An 18,176-nucleotide genomic window follows, 5' to 3' on the forward strand; every position below is an offset into this window, starting at 1 on the left:
CGACCGGCCGCGACGTCGCGTCACGGTCCGTATCACCACGTGACGGGCCTACTCCTGAGCGGGCTGCGTCCCCGCGGGCTCGGAGCGCAGCACCCGCAGGTGCCCGCGGCGGCCGACCTCGGTGCCCTGGCCGACCGGCTCCTGGCCGGTGCCGGGGGCGGGCTTGGCGGCCTCGCGGACGGCGTCGGCGAGGGCTTCCAGGTCGTCCGCGCTGGGCTCGGACTCCTCCTCGACGGGCAGCCGCACCAGTTCCCACCCCATCGGGGCGGTGAGCCGCTCCGAGTGCTCCGCGCACAGGTCGTAGCAGTGCGGCTCGGCGTACGTGGCGAGCGGCCCCAGGACCGCGGTGGAGTCGCGGTAGACGTACGTGAGCGTGAACACTGCGGGCGCCTTGCAGGCGGTGCGGGAGCAAGTGCGGACGGGGCTCACGATGGCTGACCGTACCTCCCCCCACCCGGCTCCGCCACCACCCCGGCGCACGTGTCGCCGTTACCGGGCGATTTCCGGGGTAACAACTACATTCCGTATGGTCCCGAACCCCTACCGTGCGGTGCCCAGCCAGCGGGCGATGGCCGCGCCCCGGGTCCTGACCCGCAGCTTGGCGAAGATCCGGTTGACGTGGTTCTTCACCGTGTACTCGGAGACGACCAGGACCTGCGCGATCTCGCCGTTGGAGCGCCCCTGGGCGATCAGGTCCATCACCTGCGCCTCGCGCGGGGACAGCCCGAGATCGTCGCGGGCCGCCGGGGAGGCGGGGGCCGGCTCGCCCCGCAGCGCCTCGACGACGGCCCGGCTCGCGGGCGGCGACAGCGGGCTGGACCGTCCGGTGACCGTGTCGTGGACGGCCGCGATCAGCTCGTCGGCCTCGAACGTCCCGTGCACCAGGTAGCCGGACGCGCCGTTGCGGACGGCCTGGCCGATCACGTCCGCGTCGGTGTCGTAGGACAGCATCAGGACCTTGGCCATCGCGCTGAGCGGCCCGGCGGCGGCGACGCCGTCCACGCCGGGCATCCGCACGTCCAGCAGGACGATGTCGGGACGCAGCAGCCGGGCCTGCTCGACCGCGTGGGCACCGTCGACGGCCTCGCCGACGACGTCCGCTCCCCCGGACTCCAGGATGCTCACCAGGCCGGCGCGGACGACCGGGTTGTCGTCCACCACGAGGACGCGCACCCGGTCGCCCGTCCCGCGGTTCGCTCCGCTCACGGGGTGGCCGCCGGTTCGGCGGCGTCCCCGGCGGGCCAGGAGGCGCGCGGGACGGTGATGGTGACGGTGGTGCCGTGTCCGGGGGCGGACCGCAGGCAGAGGCGCCCACCGGCGCGGCGGGCGCGTTCGGCCATGCCGACGACGCCGTAGTGGCCCTCGCGGGCCAGCAGGTCGAGCCGTCCTCCGTCCGGCGGGACGAACCCGGCGCCGTCGTCGCGGACCGACAACTCCAGCCCGTCCGCCGACCGGACCAGCCGGATCTCGACCCGTCCGGCCCGCGCGTGGCGTTCCACGTTGGTCAGCGCCTCCTTCAGCACCGAGACGATCTCGTAACGGACGGCCACCGGAATGTCATCGCCGGGCGACCCCTCGGCGGCGACTTCGACGGGGACCGCGGCGGTCTCGCTCCATCCGGCGGCGACGTGCCCGACCGCGGCCGGCAGCGGCAGCCCGTACGCCTCCTCCCGCAGGTCGGCGATCAGCCCGCGGGCCTCCCGGGCGGCGACCCGCAGCGCGGACAGGATGTCGCGGGCGTCGCGTTCGGCCCGGTCGGGGGAGGTGCGGATCCAGGCGGGCAGCGCCGCCGCCGACAGCGTGATGCCCTGCAGGGTCTTGGCGAGCGAGTCGTGCATCTCGCGGGCCAGCCGGGTGCGCTCGTCGGCCGCGGCGACGGCCGCCTCCGCGCGGCGGCGCGCCTCCTCCGCCTCGGCGTACTGGTCGAACAGGATCCGCAGGGCGATCCCGGCGCAGGCCGCGATCGGGTAGAAGACGGGCAGCGCGATCAGGAGTCCGGGGTCGTGCCGCTCGGCGGGTGACGCCGTGCCCATCGCGGCGAAGCACAGGGCGATCTGCGCGACGCACACCAGCAGCACCGGCCCCCACGCGTAAAGGACGCCTGCGAGCGCCGCCGTCATCACCGTGAACAGGAAGAACGGCCCGAACACGCCGCCCTGGACGAGGACGGCGAACACGAGCAGGGCGTCCAGGCAGCAGAGCGGCGGCAGCCGCCGGACGAGCCGCAGGACGGGCCGCCACGCGGCGAGGGCGAGCGCGGTCTCCAGGCCGAGCAGGGCGATGGCGGCCCACAGGCCGTGCCCGGGCCCGGCACTGCCCCGCAGGACGACCGCCATGGCGAGCAGCATGCCGCGCAGGAGCAGGAGCACCCGGAACGTCACGGCGAGCCGCGTCGTGGCCGGCCCTCCCTCGGCTACTCCGGGCACCGGGGGTCGTCGCAGACGCGCAGTTGGTCGGAACGCAGGAAGAGCCGCATCACCGTCCCCGGATTGTCGATCTTGTAAGCGCCGCCGTCGGTGGCGGCGGCGACCTTGCGCAGCGACGGGTCCGCCTCGGCGCCGAACCCGAGAACGATGACGCTCACCGGGCGCCGCGCGTCGAAGGCCCCTCGTAGTCTCTCCGCCGTTCGGCCCAATTCGGTTCGCTCGGCGCCGCCCCGGGCCCCGGCGGTGAGGACGAGGACCACGTTGAGCCGGTCCTTCTCGTAGTTGCGGTCGACCTCCCGGTAGGCGGCCTCAATCGCGGCGTCGAGCCCGGTCGAGGCGCCGCTTCTCGGCCGCACGTGTTCGAGCGCCTCCTGGAGCGTGAGCCGCTGGTTGCCGCCGCTCTGCGAGCGGGCCCCGAGCTCGCGCATCGGGCCGGCCTGCCGGTAGGGGCGGCCGGGTGTGCCCGTGAGCGTCCAGAGCCCGAAGGACGAGTCGTCCGGGACGAGCGTGAAGCCCGTGGAGAGGGCCTTGAGCATCGCGTCCAGGCGCGTCCCGGAAGCGCCCGGCATCGGCGTGCCACCGCCTGACGGGTCGATCAGCGCGAGGACGTTCAGGCCCTGCCCGAGCTTGCGCCAGATCTCCTGGATGCCGGCCGCCGCCCCCGGGCGGACCACCGGAAGCGGGCGCGGTGCCGCCTGCCCGGGACCGCGCAGCCCGGCGCGCTTGAGGTCGGCGGCCGTCCGCGGCGATCGCAACTCCGCCAGGAAGCCGTCGGCGACCCGTTTCCGCTTGGCATCGGACGTGGCGACGACGTACGGGAAGTCGAGGTAGGGCGTCCCTGCACGCGGGTAGACGACCGCGGTCCGTTCCGCGTCGCCCTTGCCGCGCTGCAGGGCGACCTGCTCCGGAACGACGACGACGTCCGATTCGTCAGAGCCGCCCCCACCGAACACGGTCTCCAGCCCCTTCCCGTAGGGGAGCGTCTTGGCGGTGCGCAGCACGGTGGTGAACCTGTCGAGCGCGCCCTTGCCGCTGCCAGAGGACGCCTGGAGTGCGAGCAACGACGCCATGCCCGAGCCGGTGCGCTCGGGATCGGACAGCCGGAGATGGAACGCCGGCGTGCCGTGGCCCTGCTGGAAGGCGTTCCACGACCTTCGCTCCAGTTCCGTCCGATACCTGTTCGCGGTGGCCTTGGACACCGCGAAGACGATCGGGGACGACGCGACCGAAGGCGCCTTGCCGGCGGCCTCCCGTCCCACGAGGTCCGGCCAGAGGGAGGAGTCGGGGATCCACACGTCCGGTGTGCCGCGCGCGGTGCGGAAGACGCCCGCGACCTCGCCCGAGTCGCCGGCGACGACCCGCACCGACGCGCACTGCCCGGCGGCGTCGCGTGCCGCGTTGAACCGGTCGGCGGCGGCGAGCGCCGCGGGGGCGAGCGCCGGATCGGCGGTGACCGACAGCGATGGGCGCGCCCCGTCGCAGCCGGTGTCGCGCATCGCCAGGGCCCAGCCGCCGCCTCCGAGGACAAGGCCCGCGCCCAAGGCCGTTGCGGCGGCGACGGTGACCTGGTCGCGGCTCCGGCGTGCGCGCCGGGACGGGGGATCCACGGGAAATCGACCCTTCATGCACCATCGGCCGCGGGGGCCAGGGAGCCATGCCTACGCCACTGTAACCACTCTTTTCGCGGCAGATCCATGTAAATGGGTCGTTGCCCGCTGCATTCCGGATGGTGCTTTACCCGAGGGCGGCCGCACCGGCGGAGGTACTCTTGAGACGTGCGATCCCGTGTGGCAGGCGTACGGCGCCGCGACCGGCGCGGACGTGGTCTTCGTGGCCCCCTGGCGCCCCCGCAGGCGCCGGTCTCGCGGACCCGCGCGGAACGGTTCGGCGACCTCGTCGACGACGAGGTGCGGCGGCTCGGCGCGCGCTGGGGCCGGGAACTGGCCCGGGTGGAGTTCGCGGTCGAAGAGGTGCCGGGCATCGAGCCGTGGTTCGACGGCCCCGTCCCGCTCGGCCAGACCGTCGCCGGGCCGGCTGGCTCCGGCGACGGTGGCAGGCCGGTGCGCATCGTCGTCTTCCGCCGTCCCGTCGAGGCCCGCGCCGACGACGAGGCCGAACTCGCCCGCCTGATCCGCGATCTTCTGGTCGAGGAGGTCGCCGACCTGCTCGGCCTCTCGCCCGAATCCGTCGACCCGAGCTACGACACCCCGGACGACTAGCCGGGCGTGAGGGCCGTCTGGGAGTCGGCGGTGTCCGGCAGGTGCAGGGTCGTGAGAGCGGGGACGACCGGCAGCACGGTGAACAGGTAGTCGTCGCCCTTGCCGGTGGCCAAAGTGCGGGACGCGTACACGGGAGCGGAGCCGGGTTTCGGCGTGATCACGGCACCGAAGGCGGTGCCGTCCCCGGCTTTCCCGCCGGGGGCGGTCAGCTTGGTCTCCACGGTGCGCCCGGCCGGGATCTTGATCTCCTGGGGCGCGCCGCCCTGGGCGTTCATCGTGGAGACCTGGACGGTCGCCGCCCCGGCCGGCGCGGTCAGGACGATCGAGGAGTCGAACCGGTTGTCGGCGACGACGCCCGGGCCGGACGCCCGGAGCGGCGGCGTGGCGGCGCCGTAGGCGACGTCGGCGCCCCGGTCGGCGGCGAAGCCCGCGAGGACGGGACGGTCGGCGACCAGGCGCACGGCGGCGGTCTTGCCGGACAGCGCGCCGTCGAGGGCGACCGAGGTCACGGTCTTGCCGGGGGCGTCCAGCACGTCCTGCCCCTGCGGCGCGAACGCGCCGTCCGCCGTGATCACCTGCACCCTGATCTGGGCGTCGGCCTCACCCGGGACCGACACCAGCAGGCGGCGCTTGCCCGACCCGCCCGGAACGCCGGGCACGAGCAGCGACGTCGCGGGCTCGGCGGACTGCGGCAGCCACTCGATGCCCTTCTTCTCGCCGATCCGGACCCGCAGGGATGCGGCGACGCGGCCGCTGGTCGCGTGCACGCGGAGGGCCAGGTCGGTGGCGGTCTTCACGATGTCCCCGAGCCCCTCGGCCGACGCGCCGATCTTGATGATCCGGGTGGTGTAGGGCTCGACGGGCGTGCCGCGCCCCTCGGTGGTGTCGAGCGGGCCCTCGCCGGACAGGGCGGTGAGGTCGACGGACGCGGGCTGCGCGTCCACGTTGGTCAGGTAGAGGTCGAGTTCGTCGGCGGCGACGGGCCCCGGACCCATGAACCACAGGTCGGTGCCCGGGGTGGCGCACCGGGCGCCGGCCAGGCCCCGGTCGGGGCCGCCGCTCCAGTGCGTGGTCTGCTCGGCGTCCAGCCCGCCGGCGATGGCGCCGGTCGCGCGAAGGGTGTAGGAGTCCTCGCCGGAATCGGTGTCCTTGCCCCAGCCCTGGCCGGAGGACGTCATGGACGCCAGCGGCGATCCGCCCTTCGTGGGCGCCATGTCCACGCGTCCGCCACCCCTCTTCTGAGGGAGCGACTGGATGGCGAGCCGGCCGCCCTCGTGCCCTGGGCAGACCATGACGGCTTGCGTGACCGGGGCGTCCCGGCCCCCCTCGGACGCTTCGCCCGGACGGGAGAACGATGCCGCACCGTACAAGGCGGCCACGGCGACGAGCATGAGGGCCACTGTGGCGTACCGCATGCCGAGGAGGCGCAGGACCTTGTCCATCAGAGCCTTGTCCATCAGGACACCTCCTCAGGCCTGGGCTCCTGCACGGGCTCGGCGGCCGGGAGCGCGTGCTGGACGTGGGCACCGGGCGAGCGGCGCCGTCCTCGCCGTCCGCGACGGCGGCGTTCCCGCTCACCGGTGAACATCAAGGTCTCGGTCTGCGCGCCCGGTAGCGCCAGGACCGCCACGACCAGGACGGCGATGCCCTGGACGACGACCCAGGTGTGCCGCATCATCATCGACCGGGTCAGTTCGAACTCTCCTCCGGCGGAGGGGATGTCGTAGCCCTGCGCCCACGTGTCCACCGTCCGCGCCTTGACGTCGTGACCGTTCAGCGTGGCCCGCCACCCTCCGTCGGACGGTTCGGCCAGGAGAAGGGTGCGAGAGCCCGTGCCAGGTGGGATCCGCACGCGGGCATTGACACGGCCCGCCGGCAGGGGCGTGACCGTGGAGCCTTGCAAGAGCATCATCCGGGCGGATGTCGCCTGGAGCCGCCATACGGCGAACGTCCCTGTGCGGCTGAGGCGCGTCAGTTCGGGCGACGCGTCCAGAACCTTCGTGAGCGGGTCCTTCTCCGGATACGGCACCAGGAGGTACTGGATGCCCATCCGGGTGAGCGCGGGCCCGTCGTCGCCCTCACGTCCGGCGGCCAGGCCGGCGACGAGGTCGTCCAAGCGGTCGTGAGCCCGGCCCACGGTGACGACCTCCGATTCCCCAAGCCGGGGACGCCCGTCCCTGAGGACGGTGTAGGAGACCCGTCCGCTCGGCTCCCTGTGCAGGACGAGCGTCCGCGTACCGCGCCCCTGGACGAACTGGGGCACCGTGTCAGGGTCCAGTTTCCCGACCGGATCCCCCGCGCCGCCGATCACCCAGAGCGCCGCCGCCAGGACCGGGGCCGTGAGCGCGGCGAGCACCACGACCGCCCCGCCCGCCTTGTAGATCAGGTGGTTGCCCGCCAGCACCTCGGTGCCGCGCTGGACCGCGGCGGTCGCGGCGAGCAGCACCCCGGCACCCGCGAAGAGCAGCGCCACCCCCGGCCAGACGGGCGCCTGGTCCGCGCCCTTGGTGACGGTCGCGGCGCTGGTCAGCACCGCGAAGAGCAGACCGAACACCGCCAGCAGCCAGCCGGCCAGCACATGGCCCCGCCGGCTGCGCAGCGGCAGCGCGCAGACCGCGACCGCGAGCAGCCCGGCGAGCGCCCAGCGCGCGGGCGTGCCCGGCCCGCCCGGGTCGAGCGCCAGCAGGTCGGCGGCGGCGGCCGGTTCGAACCGCCGGTTCAGGCCCGCCTCCGTCAGGAACCGCGTCGGGTGCAGCAGCAGCCCGGCCGTCCACGGGAGCGTGAGCAGCGGCGGGACGCCGAGCGCGATGGCGAGGTGGCGGCGGCCCTGCCGCCCCGGCCGGTCGAGCACCGCCCACACCATCGCGGCGGCCAGCACGGCGATCAGCCAGGTCAGCGGGACGAACGACATCGCCACGGCGAGCAGCAGCGCGACCGTCCAGGCGGCCCGGCCCCTGCGCTTGCGGCGCTCCGGGGCGTCCAGCGCGGCGGCCTCCGACCGTGGATACCCGTAGACGCGGGCGGCGTGCACGGCGATCGGCGGGAGCAGGACGAGGACGACGGCGGTGCCGAGCCGCCCGCCCGCGATGGCGCCGGTCGCGGCCGGCAGCAGCGCGTACACGGCGGCGAACCAGGCCCGGACGGCGGACACCGGGATGCGGCGGCCGGCCGCGCGGGCGCGCCGTCCCGTCCGCGGTGCCTCCACCACGAGCAGCCGGGACGCGCGGTAGGCGGTGAGGCCGGCCAGCGGGACGCTGCCCAGCAGCAGGACCGACACCGCCAGCCACGGCTTGCCGAACAGCACCGTGGACAGTACGGCGAGTACCCCGACGTACGGCGGGCTTCCGGCGTCGGTGCCGAGCCCGACCGGATGCCAGCCGGACAGGTACTGCGCCCACAGGTCGCTCGCCCCGCCCCACGCGGGGACCAGCGCGCCGCCGCCGAGCCGCCCGGCCGCGCTGATCAGGGAACGTTCGGCGGCCACCGCGACGGCGGTGAGCGCGAGCACGACCATGACGCCGGGGCGGGCGAGGAACCGGCGGATCGGGCCCGGCTCGTCGGCCGTGAGGTCGTCGTCCTTCTCCTCCCGGTCCCGCTCGTGGGCGGCGAAGTACTCCGAGACCGCCTCGCCGACGCGGCGCAGCACGACCCAGCGGCCCTGGAACCGCCGGACGGTGCGGTGCACGCGGGTCCGGCCGTCCGCGCGGGCCGCCCGCGCCCGCCGCAGCCGGCCGGGCGAGCGCAGGACGTCGGCGAGGGCGCGGAGCTCCTCGCGCGCCGCGCCGGGCCGCTTGGTCGTCACGAGGTAGAGGGCGTGGACGAGCGACACCCACACGTTGCGGACGAGCGCCCGGAGCATCGCGCCGAGCGGCCGGTTGGCGAGCAGCGTGAGGAGTGCGTTGCGGCGGTCGCGGCGGGCCGGATGCTCGGCGGTCATGCCGATCTCGCGGAGCCCGCGCCGGGCGGCCTCCGCGTGGTAGACGACGGCGTCGCTGGCCGTGACGACCCGGTATCCGGCCGCGTGGACCCGCCAGCAGAAGTCCAGGTCGTCCCGGAAGATTCCGTACTCGACGTCGAAGCCGCCGAGCTTCTCCCAGACCTCGCGCCTGACCAGCATCCCCGCGCTGCCGACCGCGAGGACGTCCCGGACGCCGTCGTGCTGGCCCTGGTCGAACTCGCGCCGGTCCAGGCCCGTCTCGCGGCGGCCGGCGGCGTCGACGGTGACGCCCAGCTCGCGCAGCATGCGGCGGTCGTCCCAGTCGCGGACCTTCGGGCCGAGCACCGCCACGTTCGGGTCGGTCTCGGCGGTCCGCAGCAGCCGGTCCAGCGCGTCGCGGTCGGGCGTGCAGTCGTCGTGCAGCAGCCAGATCCACTCGGTGGCGGCCGTGCGGTCGCTTGCGGCCCGCCCGCGGGAGGCGGCGTCGCCGGGCTCGTCGTCCGGGACGGGGCCGGCCGCGGCGTCCTGCCGGAGCGCCTCGGCGATGGCCTCGCCATAGCCGGTGGTGCGGGGCAGCGTGAGGATCTCGTCCTCGCCGACGACCTCCGCGAGGATCGCGGGCCCGCGGTCGCGGCTTCCGGTGTCCACGGTCACGAGGCGCTGCACGGGGCGCGCCTGCGTCAGCAGCGCCTTCAGCGTCTCCGGAAGCCATCGCGCGCCGTCATGCGCGACGAGGACGGCCGTGACGACGTGGCGATCGAGTGTGGGGGCCAAGGATCGCTCGATCTGTGGGACGGACGGGTTCAGGGGCCGGAAGAACGGCAGCCGTGCCGGCCCGGGGGCCGGCACGGCTGATAACTGTACGCGTGGCCGCGCGCACACGCTCCGGATCCCCCAAGATCCGGGGCGGTCTCCTGTGGGGGGACGGCCCCCACAGCCCCGGCAAGAGCAGCCGGGTCAGACGGCCTGCCGCTTCAGCTTGCGGCGTTCCCGCTCCGAAAGCCCTCCCCAGATGCCGAACCGTTCATCGTGCTGCAGCGCGTACTCAAGGCACTCCGTACGCACCTCGCATGCCCGGCACACCTTCTTGGCCTCGCGAGTGGAGCCGCCCTTCTCCGGAAAAAACGCCTCCGGGTCCGTCTGCGCGCACAGGGCGCGCTCCTGCCAGCCCAACTCTTCGCCGTCTGTGCCGTGCGCCAGCGGGATGACCACCTCGCTCACAGCGCACCTCCCTGCCCGTGGAACCCCCTGGTCAATGCCTTCCCTCCGGTTCCTTCCCCCGAGAAGGCATTGAAACTACACCGATGAAATTACACGCGTGTAGCGGCCGCCCCGTCAAGCCGAAGGGCTTTCCCGGGCGACATAACGGGTTATGCCGGGATGGCGCGCCTGACCTTCAGATGAAGATCGGTTAATCGGGCGGTCACCGTCGGGGTGCGGACCCCGACGAGCCGCCTACTGCGGAGGCGGGGGCCGGTTGTCGCGGTACCAGTCGGCGCCGCCCTCGTCCCCGCCGGGCTGCGGCGGAGCGGGCTGGGTGCCCTGCGGGTCCTGGTCCTGGCCGGAGCCGCCGTAGGCACGGGTCCACTCGCCCATGTCCTCCTGCTCGGCGGGCGGCTGGCCCTCCGGCGGAGGCTGCTGACCGTAGCCCTGCTGACCGTACCCCTGCTGGTCGTACCCCTGCTGGTCGTAACCCGGCTGGCCCGGCTGGCCCGCCGGGTAGCCGCCCTGGCCGCCGTACTGCTGGTAGTCCTGCTGGCCGTACTGCGGGTTCTGCCCGTACTGCTGGCCGTACTGCTGCGGCTGCTGCTCGTACCCCTGCGGCGCGGGCTGCTGCCCCTCGGGGGCCGGCTGCTGCCCGTACTGCTGGTACTGCTGCTGGCCGTACTGCGGCTGACCGGGCTGGCCGGGCTGGCCGGGCTGGCCCTGCTGGTAGCCGAAATCGGGGTAGCCCGGCTGCATCTGCGGCTGCGGCTGCGGGCGCGGCGGCTGCATGCTCTGGAACATGGTGAAGACGAACCATCCGCCGATGCCGACGACGGCGAGGTTGCCCGCACCGACGAGGAACGTCGTCAGCTTGGTGACAGCGCCCGCGTAGTCGGAGTTGGCGAGCATCCCGCTCAGCCAGGAGATGACACCGAACAGCGCGGTGACGCCGAGGATGCCGAGCGCCCCCATGGTGATCGTCCGGGCCTGCGGGGTGGGGGTGGCGCCCGAGGTCGTCAGCACGACCGCGAGGACGACGAGCCCGACCATCGCGACCTGCAGGAACGTCCCGTCGTTGGTCTGGCCGAGAGCACGGAGCGTGAAACTTCCTCCGGCGCCGAGCAGCGAGATGATCCCCGCGAGCAGGTGCAGGCCCGCCGCTGCGAGCAAAACCCAGGCGGCCGGTTCGCGCAGGCGCTGGACGGCTTCCTTGTTCACGGTGGTATCTCCAGACCGAGGCATCCGATTCCAGGGCAAAGCTTTGCACAGTGTCACCCAGGGGGGCGACCCCCTACGAGGTCCGCCGGGTCGCCGTAGGGTTGCGGACATGAAGATCGTGGCGTTGGCGGGCGGGATCGGCGGGGCGCGTTTCCTGCGGGGGCTGCGGGCAGCGGCACCGGAAGCGGAGATCACCGTCATCGGCAACACCGGGGACGACATCTCGCTCTTCGGGCTGCGGGTCTGCCCCGACCTGGACACCGTGATGTACACCCTCGGCGGCGGCATCGACGAGGAGCAGGGCTGGGGGCGGGCGGACGAGGCGTTCACGGTCAAGGAGGAGCTGGCCGCGTACGGCGTCGGGCCCGGCTGGTTCGGGCTGGGCGACCGCGACTTCGCGACCCACATCGTGCGGACCCAGATGCTGGCCGCGGGCTACCGGCTGGCGGCGGTCACCGAGGCGCTGTGCGACCGGTGGAAGCCGGGCGTGCGGCTGATCCCGATGACCGAGGACCAGGTCGAGACCCACGTGGTCATCGAGGACGAGAAGGGCCGGCGGGCGGTCCACTTCCAGGAGTGGTGGGTGCGGCTGCGCGCGTCCGTCCCCGCCCTGTCGATCGCGCCGGTGGGGGCTGAGGAGGCCGCGCCGGCGCCGGGGGTCCTCGCGGCGGTCGAGGCGGCGGACGTGGTGCTGTTCCCGCCGTCCAACCCGGTGGTGAGCATCGGGACGATCCTGGCGGTGCCCGGCGTCCGGGACGCGGTCGCCGCCAAGACCGTGGTGGGCGTCTCCCCGATCATCGGCGGCGCGCCGGTGCGCGGCATGGCCGACGCCTGCCTGACCGCGATCGGGGTCGAGACGTCGGCGCGCGCGGTCGCCGAGCACTACGGCCTCGGGCTGCTGGACGGGTGGCTCGTCGACGAGGCCGACGCGGACGTGCGGGTGGAGGGCATCGAGGTCCGGTCCCGCCCGCTGCTGATGAGCGACGCCGAGGCGACCGGGGCGATCGCCCGGGCGGCGCTCGATCTCGCGCTGGAGCTGAAGCGGGCGGAGGAGGCGCTGTGAGCTTGCACGTGTTCGGTGTCGCGGGTCTGCCGGAGGTCGCCGAGGGCGACGACATCGCCGCGCTGATCCCGGCCGGGACGGTCGAGGACGGCGACGTGCTGGTCGTCACCTCCAAGATCGTCAGTAAGGCGGAGGGGCGGGTCCTGGTCGCCGCCGACCGGGAGAAGGCCATCGACGCCGAGACCGTCCGGGTGGTGGCGCGGCGGACGCACGCGCGCGGCGAGACCAGGATCGTGGAGACGCGGCAGGGGCTCGTGCTCGCCGCGGCGGGCGTGGACGCGTCCAACACCAGGCCGGGCACCGTGCTGCTGCTGCCGGAGGACCCGGACGCCTCCGCCCGCCGCATCCGCGCGGGTGTGCGGGAGCGGACCGGGGCCGAGGTCGCCGTCATCGTGTCCGACACGCTCGGGCGGCCCTGGCGGAACGGGCTGACGGACGCGGCGATCGGCGCCGCCGGGCTGGAGCCGCTCAGCGACCTGCGGGGGCGGGACGACGCGCACGGCAACCGCCTCGAAGCCACGATCACGGCCGTCGCCGACGAGATCGCGGCGGCGGGCGAGCTGGTCAAGGGCAAGCTCGACGGGGTCCCGATCGCCGTGGTGCGCGGGCTGTCCGGCCTGGTCACGCGGGAGGACGGCCCCGGCGCGCGGGTACTGGTGCGCCCGCCCGACGAGGACATGTTCCGGTTCGGCCCGTCGGAGGTGCTGCACGCGCGGCGCACGATCCGGGAGTTCACCGCCGACCAGGTGGACCCGGCGGCCGTCCGGCGCGCGGTCGCCGCGGCGATCACCGCGCCGGCGCCGCATCACACGACGCCATGGCGGTTCGTCCTGCTGGAGTCGGCGGAGTCGCGGACCCGTCTGCTGGACGCGATGCGCGACGCCTGGGAGGCGGACCTTCGCCGCGACGGCTTCTCCGACGAGTCGGTCGCCAAGCGGCTGCGGCGCGGCGAGGTGCTGCGCCGGGCGCCGTACCTCGTCGTCCCGTGCCTGGTCATGGACGGCTCCCACGACTACCCGGACGAGCGGCGGTCCCGCGCCGAGCGGGAGATGTTCGTGGTCGCGGCGGGCGCCGCCGTGGAGAACCTGCTGGTCGCGCTGGCCGTGGAGGGGCTCGGCTCGTGCTGGGTGTCGAGCACGATGTTCTGCCGGGACGTCGTCCGCGACGTCCTCGACCTGCCGGACGAGTGGGACCCGATGGGCGCCGTCGGCGTCGGCCGCGCCGCCGCGCCCCCGCGCGAGCGCCCGCCCCGGAGCCCGGAGGCGTTCATCGAGGTCAGGTGACCGCGGCGATGCGCCGGCGGCGCGAGGACCGCGGTGACCGGAGCGAGCGGGAATAGTTCCGGAACATCCTTGGCTGTCCTTTTCGCAATTGCGGGGCCCCGGCGCGGCGCAAATTATGACGATTGGCATAGAGTGCCCGCATGGACGCCACGAGCTCCGCTCTTCGCCGGGCCCTGGCCCGCGCGCGCGACGGCAAGACACTGGACCGATCCGAGGCCACGACACTGCTGCAGGCTCGCGGGGCGCGGCTCGACGACCTGCTGGCCCACGCCGCCCGTACCCGGGACGCCGGTCTTGAAGCCGCCGGCCGCCCCGGCGTCATCACCTACAGCCGCAAGGTCTTCATCCCGCTGACCCGCCTGTGCCGGGACCGCTGCGGCTACTGCACGTTCGCGACCGTCCCGCACCGGCTGGACTCGCCGTACCTCAGCCCGGACGAGGTGCTGGAGATCGCGCGGCAGGGCGCCGAGATGGGCTGCAAGGAGGCCCTGTTCACGCTCGGGGACCGCCCCGAGGACCGGTGGAAGCAGGCCCGCGAGTGGCTGGACGCGCACGGCTACGACGACACCCTCTCCTACGTGCGCGCGATGGCGATCAGGGTGCTGGAGGAGACCGGGCTGCTCCCGCACCTGAACCCCGGCGTGCTGACCTGGCGCGACTTCCAGCGCCTCAAGCCGGTCGCGCCGTCCATGGGGATGATGCTGGAGACGACGGCGACGCGGCTGTTCAGCGAGCGCGGCGGCCCGCACTTCGGTTCGCCGGACAAGGACCCGGCCGTCCGGCTGCGGGTGCTGGAGGACGCGGGACGCACGAACGTTCCGTTCACGACCGGCATCCTCATCGGCATCGGCGAGACGGTGGAGGAGCGCGCGGACGCGATCTTCGAGATCCGGCGGACGATGCGGGAGTACGGCGCGATCCAGGAGGTGATCGTCCAGAACTTCCGCGCGAAGCCCGACACCAAGATGCGCGACACCCCGGACGCGGAGCTGGAGGAACTGGCCGCGACGATCGCGGTGACCCGGCTCGTCCTCGGCCCGAAGGCGCGCGTGCAGGCGCCGCCGAACCTGGTCGCCGACCAGTTCGCGCTGATGCTGCGCGCCGGCATCGACGACTGGGGCGGGGTGTCGCCGCTGACGCCCGACCACGTGAACCCGGAGCGTCCGTGGCCGCAGATCGACGAGCTGGCGGCGCGGACGGCGGCGTCGGGGTTCGAGCTGCGCGAGCGGCTGACGATCTACCCCGAGTACGTGCGGCGCGGTGAGCCGTGGCTGGACCCGCGGCTCTCCGGGCACGTCGCCGCCCTGGCCGACCCGGCGACCGGGCTGGCGCGGGAGGACGCCGTCCTTGAGGGACGTCCCTGGCAGGAGCCCGACGGCGGGTTCGCGGCGTCCGGGCGGACAGACCTGCACACCGAGATCGACACGACGGGACGGACGAAGGACCGCCGGGACGACTTCGACGAGGTCTACGGCGACTGGGACGCGCTGCGCGACCGCATGTCCGCCCCCCAGCGTTTCGACGCCGACGTCAAGGCGGCTCTCAGGCGCGCGGAGCAGGACCCTGCGGAACTCTCGGACGACGAGGCGCTCGCCCTCCTGCACGTCGACGGCCCGGAACTGGACGCGCTCGCGTCACTGGCCGACGGGCTGCGCCGCGAAGCGGTCGGCGACGACGTCACCTACGTCGTCACGCGGAACGTCAACTTCACGAACGTCTGCTACACCGGGTGCCGCTTCTGCGCGTTCGCGCAGCGCCGCACGGACGCCGACGCCTACACGCTGTCACTGAGCCAGGTCGGCGAACGCGTGGACCAGGCGTGGGAGGCGGGGGCCACCGAGATCTGCATGCAGGGCGGCATCCATCCCGACCTGCCCGGCACCGCCTATTTCGACCTGGCGCGCGAGGTGAAGCGGCGCGCACCGGACATCCACCTGCATTCCTACAGCCCGATGGAGGTCGTGAACGGGGCGTCCCGCACGGACCTGTCGATCCGGGAATGGCTGGAGGCGGCGAAGGAGGCCGGTGTCGACTCGCTGCCGGGAACGGCGGCCGAAATCCTGGACGACGACGTCCGCTGGGTCCTGACCAAGGGGAAACTGCCCACCGACCAGTGGATCGAAGTCGTCACCACCGCGCACGAGATCGGCATTCCGACGACCTCCACGATGATGTACGGGCATGTGGACACGCCCGCGCATTGGGTAGCGCACATCAAGCTGCTGCGGTCCATCCAGGAACGGACGGGCGGGTTCAGCGAATTCGTGCTGCTGCCGTTCGTGCACCACAACTCGCCCATCTATCTCGCCGGGCTGGCACGTCCTGGACCGACCGTCCGGGAGAACGTCGCCGTCCACGCTTTGGCACGCATCCTCTTGCACGGCGCGATCTCCAACATCCAGACGTCCTGGGTGAAAATGGGGGACGAAATGTGTACGCGCGTCCTGCAAGGAGGCGTGAACGACCTGGGCGGCACGCTGATGGAAGAGACCATCAGCCGCATGGCCGGATCGGAGAACGGCTCGTTCAAGCCCATCAGCGAACTGGAGACGATCGCGGCGCGCGCGGGCCGTCCAGCCAGGCAGCGCACCACCCTTTACGGCGAGGTGCCCGCCGAGCGTATGAAAGCGGCCCGCCGCACGGACGGCATCGGCGATTTCGGACGGGCGGCCCTCACCCTGACCCCGGTGTCCCGTCCCTGATCAGGGCGCTCCGCGAACACAACTGGGACGGCGCTCGACCAGCAGGTCCGCGGAGCGGCGCAGCTCATCGAGGACGGCCTCGACCGACGGCCGCACCTCCGCGCCGACGCGCGTCCACAGGACCATCCGGCGATCCACGGGGGCGTCGGCCACGTCGCGGACGACGATGCCCTCCTCGCGCTCGGCGAGCGCGAGGTCGGGCACGAGGCAGACGGCGCCGCCCTGGGCGACCATCGCGAAGATGATCAGCAGATCGTTGGACCGGTAGCGCACGTCGGGCCGGAAGCCGCCCAGCTCGACGCACGTCCGTTCGAGCAGGTCGGCGTGGTTCGTCCCGACATGACCGGTCACCCACGGGCTGCCGGCGAGGTCGGCGATGCGGACCGGCCCGTCCGCGCCCGCGAGCGGATGGTCCGCGGGCAGCGCGACCCGCATCATCTCGGTGATCAGGACCTCGGACGTCAGCTCCGGCCTGCGCGGACGCGGCAGGTGCGAGTACTCGTCCGTCAGCACCACGTCGATCTCCTGGAGCGCCAGGGCCTGGAGCACCCGGTGGAACTCCTCGTCCAGGACGTCCACCACGAGATCGGGATACGCCTCGGCCAGCCGGGGCAGGGCGGGCGCCAGCACGTGCAGCAGCGCCGTCTGGAATCCGACGAGCCGCACCATGTCGGCCACGCGCCCGCTCGCGGCGAGCGCGTCCTCCTCGGCGCGTTTCGCCCGCGCCAGCAGCGTCTCGGCGTGCTCGGCGAGCACCTCGCCCGCCTCCGTCAGCCGCAGCCGCCGCCCGGCCCGCTCGACCACCGGGACACCGACCTCGCGCTGCAACTGGGCGAGCTGCTGCGACACCGCGGACGGCGTGTAGCCGAGCGCGTCGGCCACGGCGGCGAGCGTCCCGCGCAGCTTGAGTTCGCGGAGCACCCGCAACCGCCCGAGATCCAACATAGTGAAGCGATTCTTACACAATCCCTGCAGCAACTGTCGCTGGACCTGAACGTTGGACGGAGTCAAACTGTTGGTGCGACGGAAAGAGGCGGAGACCCCGGCTCCCCCGATCGCCCCGCGCGGGAACGCCTACCGACCGCGATCCCAAAGGAAGAACGTCATGCTGTACGTGCTCGGCTTCATCATCGCCCTCGCCGTCCTCGGCCCCCTCTTCGGCGCCGACAGCCGGGACGGCCTCGACTGGACCCCGGACAACTTCTGGCTGCGCCGCCGCTCGGCCGACGACCCGGTCAGAAAGACCGATAGTCCCGGACGGGCAAACGGGGGCCACGCCTCGGCGGGTGCATCCCGGACGATTCCAGCAGCCGGGTGACGCGGTACCGATGACCGGCATAGGGCTCCAGCAGTTCGAGCATCCCGGCGTCGTCGACCTTGCGGCCCGCCAGCGCCCAGCCCACCAGGCCGGGCAGGTGGTAGTCGCCGACGGAGACGGCGTCGGGGTCGCCGGCCGCCCGCTGCCGGATCTCGGCGGCCGTCCAGATCCCGACGCCGGGCAGCGACCGCAGCCGCGCCTCGCTCGGCTCCTCCTCCAGCCGCCTCGCGACCCGCGCCGCACCGATGATCGTCCTGGCCCGGACGGCCTCCAGCCCGGACCGGTGCCACTCCCACGAGGGAATCCGGACCCACACCTCCGGCGGCGGCGGAACCCGCATGTGCGGCGCCCCCGGCGCGGGCTCCCCGAACTTCCGCAGCAGGTAGCCCCAGGCCCGCCACGCCTCCTGCCCGAGCACCTTCTGCTCCATCACGGCGGGCACGAGCGCCTCGAACACCCGCCGCGTCCGTCCGATCCGCAGCCCGGGCCGCATGAGCACCTGCTCCCGGACGACGTCGTGCCGCGCGACGAAGCCGTCGGGGTCGTCGGCGGCCCCCAGTAGGTCGGGCACCCCGTCCAGCAGCCATTCGGCGCCGGGCCCCCACGCGGTCGCCTCGACGACGCCACCGACCAGCTCGACCCGCACGGTCCCGGGCCCGTGAGGGGTATAGGACGTCCGCCATATGGATCCGTCCCGCTCCACCCGGAACGCAGGATCACGACGCCCGCGCTGATGCGGCGCCAGCGCATCACCGAGATCCAGCGTCCATGGGGGCCGCCACTCCCGTTTCCACATCGCCGAGC

General features: G+C 73.5%; 14 protein-coding genes. 4 read left to right on the top strand and 10 right to left on the bottom strand.

Going from position 1 to position 18,176, the window contains the following annotated elements; translation table 11 throughout:
• Positions 1-48: 48 nt before the first annotated feature.
• The 4 genes from ACQPZP_RS37745 to ACQPZP_RS37760 all read right to left on the bottom strand — a co-directional run bounded on the left by ACQPZP_RS37745 (position 49) and on the right by ACQPZP_RS37760 (position 4,033).
• A complete protein-coding gene (locus tag ACQPZP_RS37745; protein WP_433464447.1) occupies positions 49-429 on the bottom strand; it encodes a DUF3499 domain-containing protein in 381 nt (126 codons plus the stop codon).
• Positions 430-540: 111 nt separating this feature from the next.
• Positions 541-1,206: a response regulator gene (locus tag ACQPZP_RS37750; protein WP_433474447.1), complete on the bottom strand. Its 666-nt coding sequence runs from the start codon at positions 1,204-1,206 to the stop codon at positions 541-543.
• Entirely contained in the window at positions 1,203-2,426 is a 1,224-nt protein-coding gene (locus ACQPZP_RS37755; RefSeq protein ID WP_433474448.1) for a sensor histidine kinase, read from the bottom strand. The genes ACQPZP_RS37750 and ACQPZP_RS37755 overlap by 4 nt, the downstream gene beginning before the upstream one ends.
• Positions 2,414-4,033, bottom strand: coding sequence for a substrate-binding and VWA domain-containing protein (locus tag ACQPZP_RS37760; protein ID WP_433474449.1), 1,620 nt, complete (start codon positions 4,031-4,033; stop codon positions 2,414-2,416). Before ACQPZP_RS37760 ends, ACQPZP_RS37755 begins: the two co-directional genes overlap by 13 nt.
• A 168-nt stretch (positions 4,034-4,201) precedes the next feature.
• On the opposite strand from ACQPZP_RS37760, the gene ACQPZP_RS37765 reads away from it, so the two are divergent.
• Positions 4,202-4,645 (top strand): metallopeptidase family protein, encoded by a 444-nt coding sequence (locus ACQPZP_RS37765; RefSeq protein WP_433474450.1) that lies wholly within the window; start codon positions 4,202-4,204, stop codon positions 4,643-4,645.
• On the opposite strand, the gene ACQPZP_RS37770 is transcribed toward ACQPZP_RS37765, so the two are convergent.
• The 4 genes from ACQPZP_RS37770 to ACQPZP_RS37785 all read right to left on the bottom strand — a co-directional run bounded on the left by ACQPZP_RS37770 (position 4,642) and on the right by ACQPZP_RS37785 (position 11,006).
• Positions 4,642-6,102: a DUF5719 family protein gene (locus ACQPZP_RS37770; protein WP_433474451.1), complete on the bottom strand. Its 1,461-nt coding sequence runs from the start codon at positions 6,100-6,102 to the stop codon at positions 4,642-4,644. The genes ACQPZP_RS37765 and ACQPZP_RS37770 overlap by 4 nt on opposite strands.
• Positions 6,102-9,431, bottom strand: coding sequence for a glycosyltransferase (locus ACQPZP_RS37775; RefSeq protein WP_433474452.1), 3,330 nt, complete (start codon positions 9,429-9,431; stop codon positions 6,102-6,104). Before ACQPZP_RS37775 ends, ACQPZP_RS37770 begins: the two co-directional genes overlap by 1 nt.
• Before the next feature lie 108 nt (positions 9,432-9,539).
• A complete protein-coding gene (locus tag ACQPZP_RS37780) occupies positions 9,540-9,803 on the bottom strand; it encodes a WhiB family transcriptional regulator (protein WP_021594342.1) in 264 nt (87 codons plus the stop codon).
• Positions 9,804-10,037: 234 nt separating this feature from the next.
• Entirely contained in the window at positions 10,038-11,006 is a 969-nt protein-coding gene (locus tag ACQPZP_RS37785; RefSeq protein WP_433474453.1) for a hypothetical protein, read from the bottom strand.
• A 109-nt stretch (positions 11,007-11,115) separates the two neighbouring features.
• On the opposite strand from ACQPZP_RS37785, the gene cofD reads away from it, so the two are divergent.
• The 3 genes from cofD to ACQPZP_RS37800 all read left to right on the top strand — a co-directional run bounded on the left by cofD (position 11,116) and on the right by ACQPZP_RS37800 (position 16,054).
• Positions 11,116-12,069, top strand: a complete 954-nt coding sequence (gene cofD, locus ACQPZP_RS37790) for a 2-phospho-L-lactate transferase (protein WP_433474454.1) — start codon at positions 11,116-11,118, stop codon at positions 12,067-12,069.
• The gene (locus tag ACQPZP_RS37795; protein ID WP_433474455.1) at positions 12,066-13,352 is read left to right on the top strand and encodes a coenzyme F420-0:L-glutamate ligase; all 1,287 of its coding nucleotides are present in this window, start codon (positions 12,066-12,068) and stop codon (positions 13,350-13,352) included. The genes cofD and ACQPZP_RS37795 overlap by 4 nt, the downstream gene beginning before the upstream one ends.
• Positions 13,353-13,492: 140 nt before the next feature.
• Positions 13,493-16,054, top strand: coding sequence for a bifunctional FO biosynthesis protein CofGH (locus ACQPZP_RS37800; RefSeq protein ID WP_433474456.1), 2,562 nt, complete (start codon positions 13,493-13,495; stop codon positions 16,052-16,054).
• On the opposite strand, the gene ACQPZP_RS37805 is transcribed toward ACQPZP_RS37800, so the two are convergent.
• A complete protein-coding gene (locus ACQPZP_RS37805; protein WP_433474457.1) occupies positions 16,055-16,999 on the bottom strand; it encodes a LysR family transcriptional regulator in 945 nt (314 codons plus the stop codon). It abuts the gene before it with no gap.
• Positions 17,000-17,289: 290 nt separating this feature from the next.
• Positions 17,290-18,018 (bottom strand): DNA-3-methyladenine glycosylase family protein, encoded by a 729-nt coding sequence (locus ACQPZP_RS37810; RefSeq protein ID WP_433474458.1) that lies wholly within the window; start codon positions 18,016-18,018, stop codon positions 17,290-17,292.
• Between the last annotated feature and the right edge of the window lie 158 nt (positions 18,019-18,176).

Origin of the sequence: Spirillospora sp. CA-142024, assembly GCF_050942325.1 — a bacterium.
In the GTDB taxonomy this organism is placed as follows: Bacteria; Actinomycetota; Actinomycetes; order Streptosporangiales; family Streptosporangiaceae; genus Spirillospora.

What these genes read in the sequence shown, in the direction of transcription:
- ACQPZP_RS37770 (WP_433474451.1), bottom strand. Translation starts at nt 6,102, where the DNA reads ATGGACAAGGCTCTGATGGACAAGGTCCTGCGCCTCCTCGGCATGCGG.
- cofD (WP_433474454.1), top strand. Translation starts at nt 11,116, where the DNA reads ATGAAGATCGTGGCGTTGGCGGGCGGGATCGGCGGGGCGCGTTTCCTG.
- ACQPZP_RS37800 (WP_433474456.1), top strand. Translation starts at nt 13,493, where the DNA reads ATGGACGCCACGAGCTCCGCTCTTCGCCGGGCCCTGGCCCGCGCGCGC.
- ACQPZP_RS37805 (WP_433474457.1), bottom strand. Translation starts at nt 16,999, where the DNA reads ATGTTGGATCTCGGGCGGTTGCGGGTGCTCCGCGAACTCAAGCTGCGC.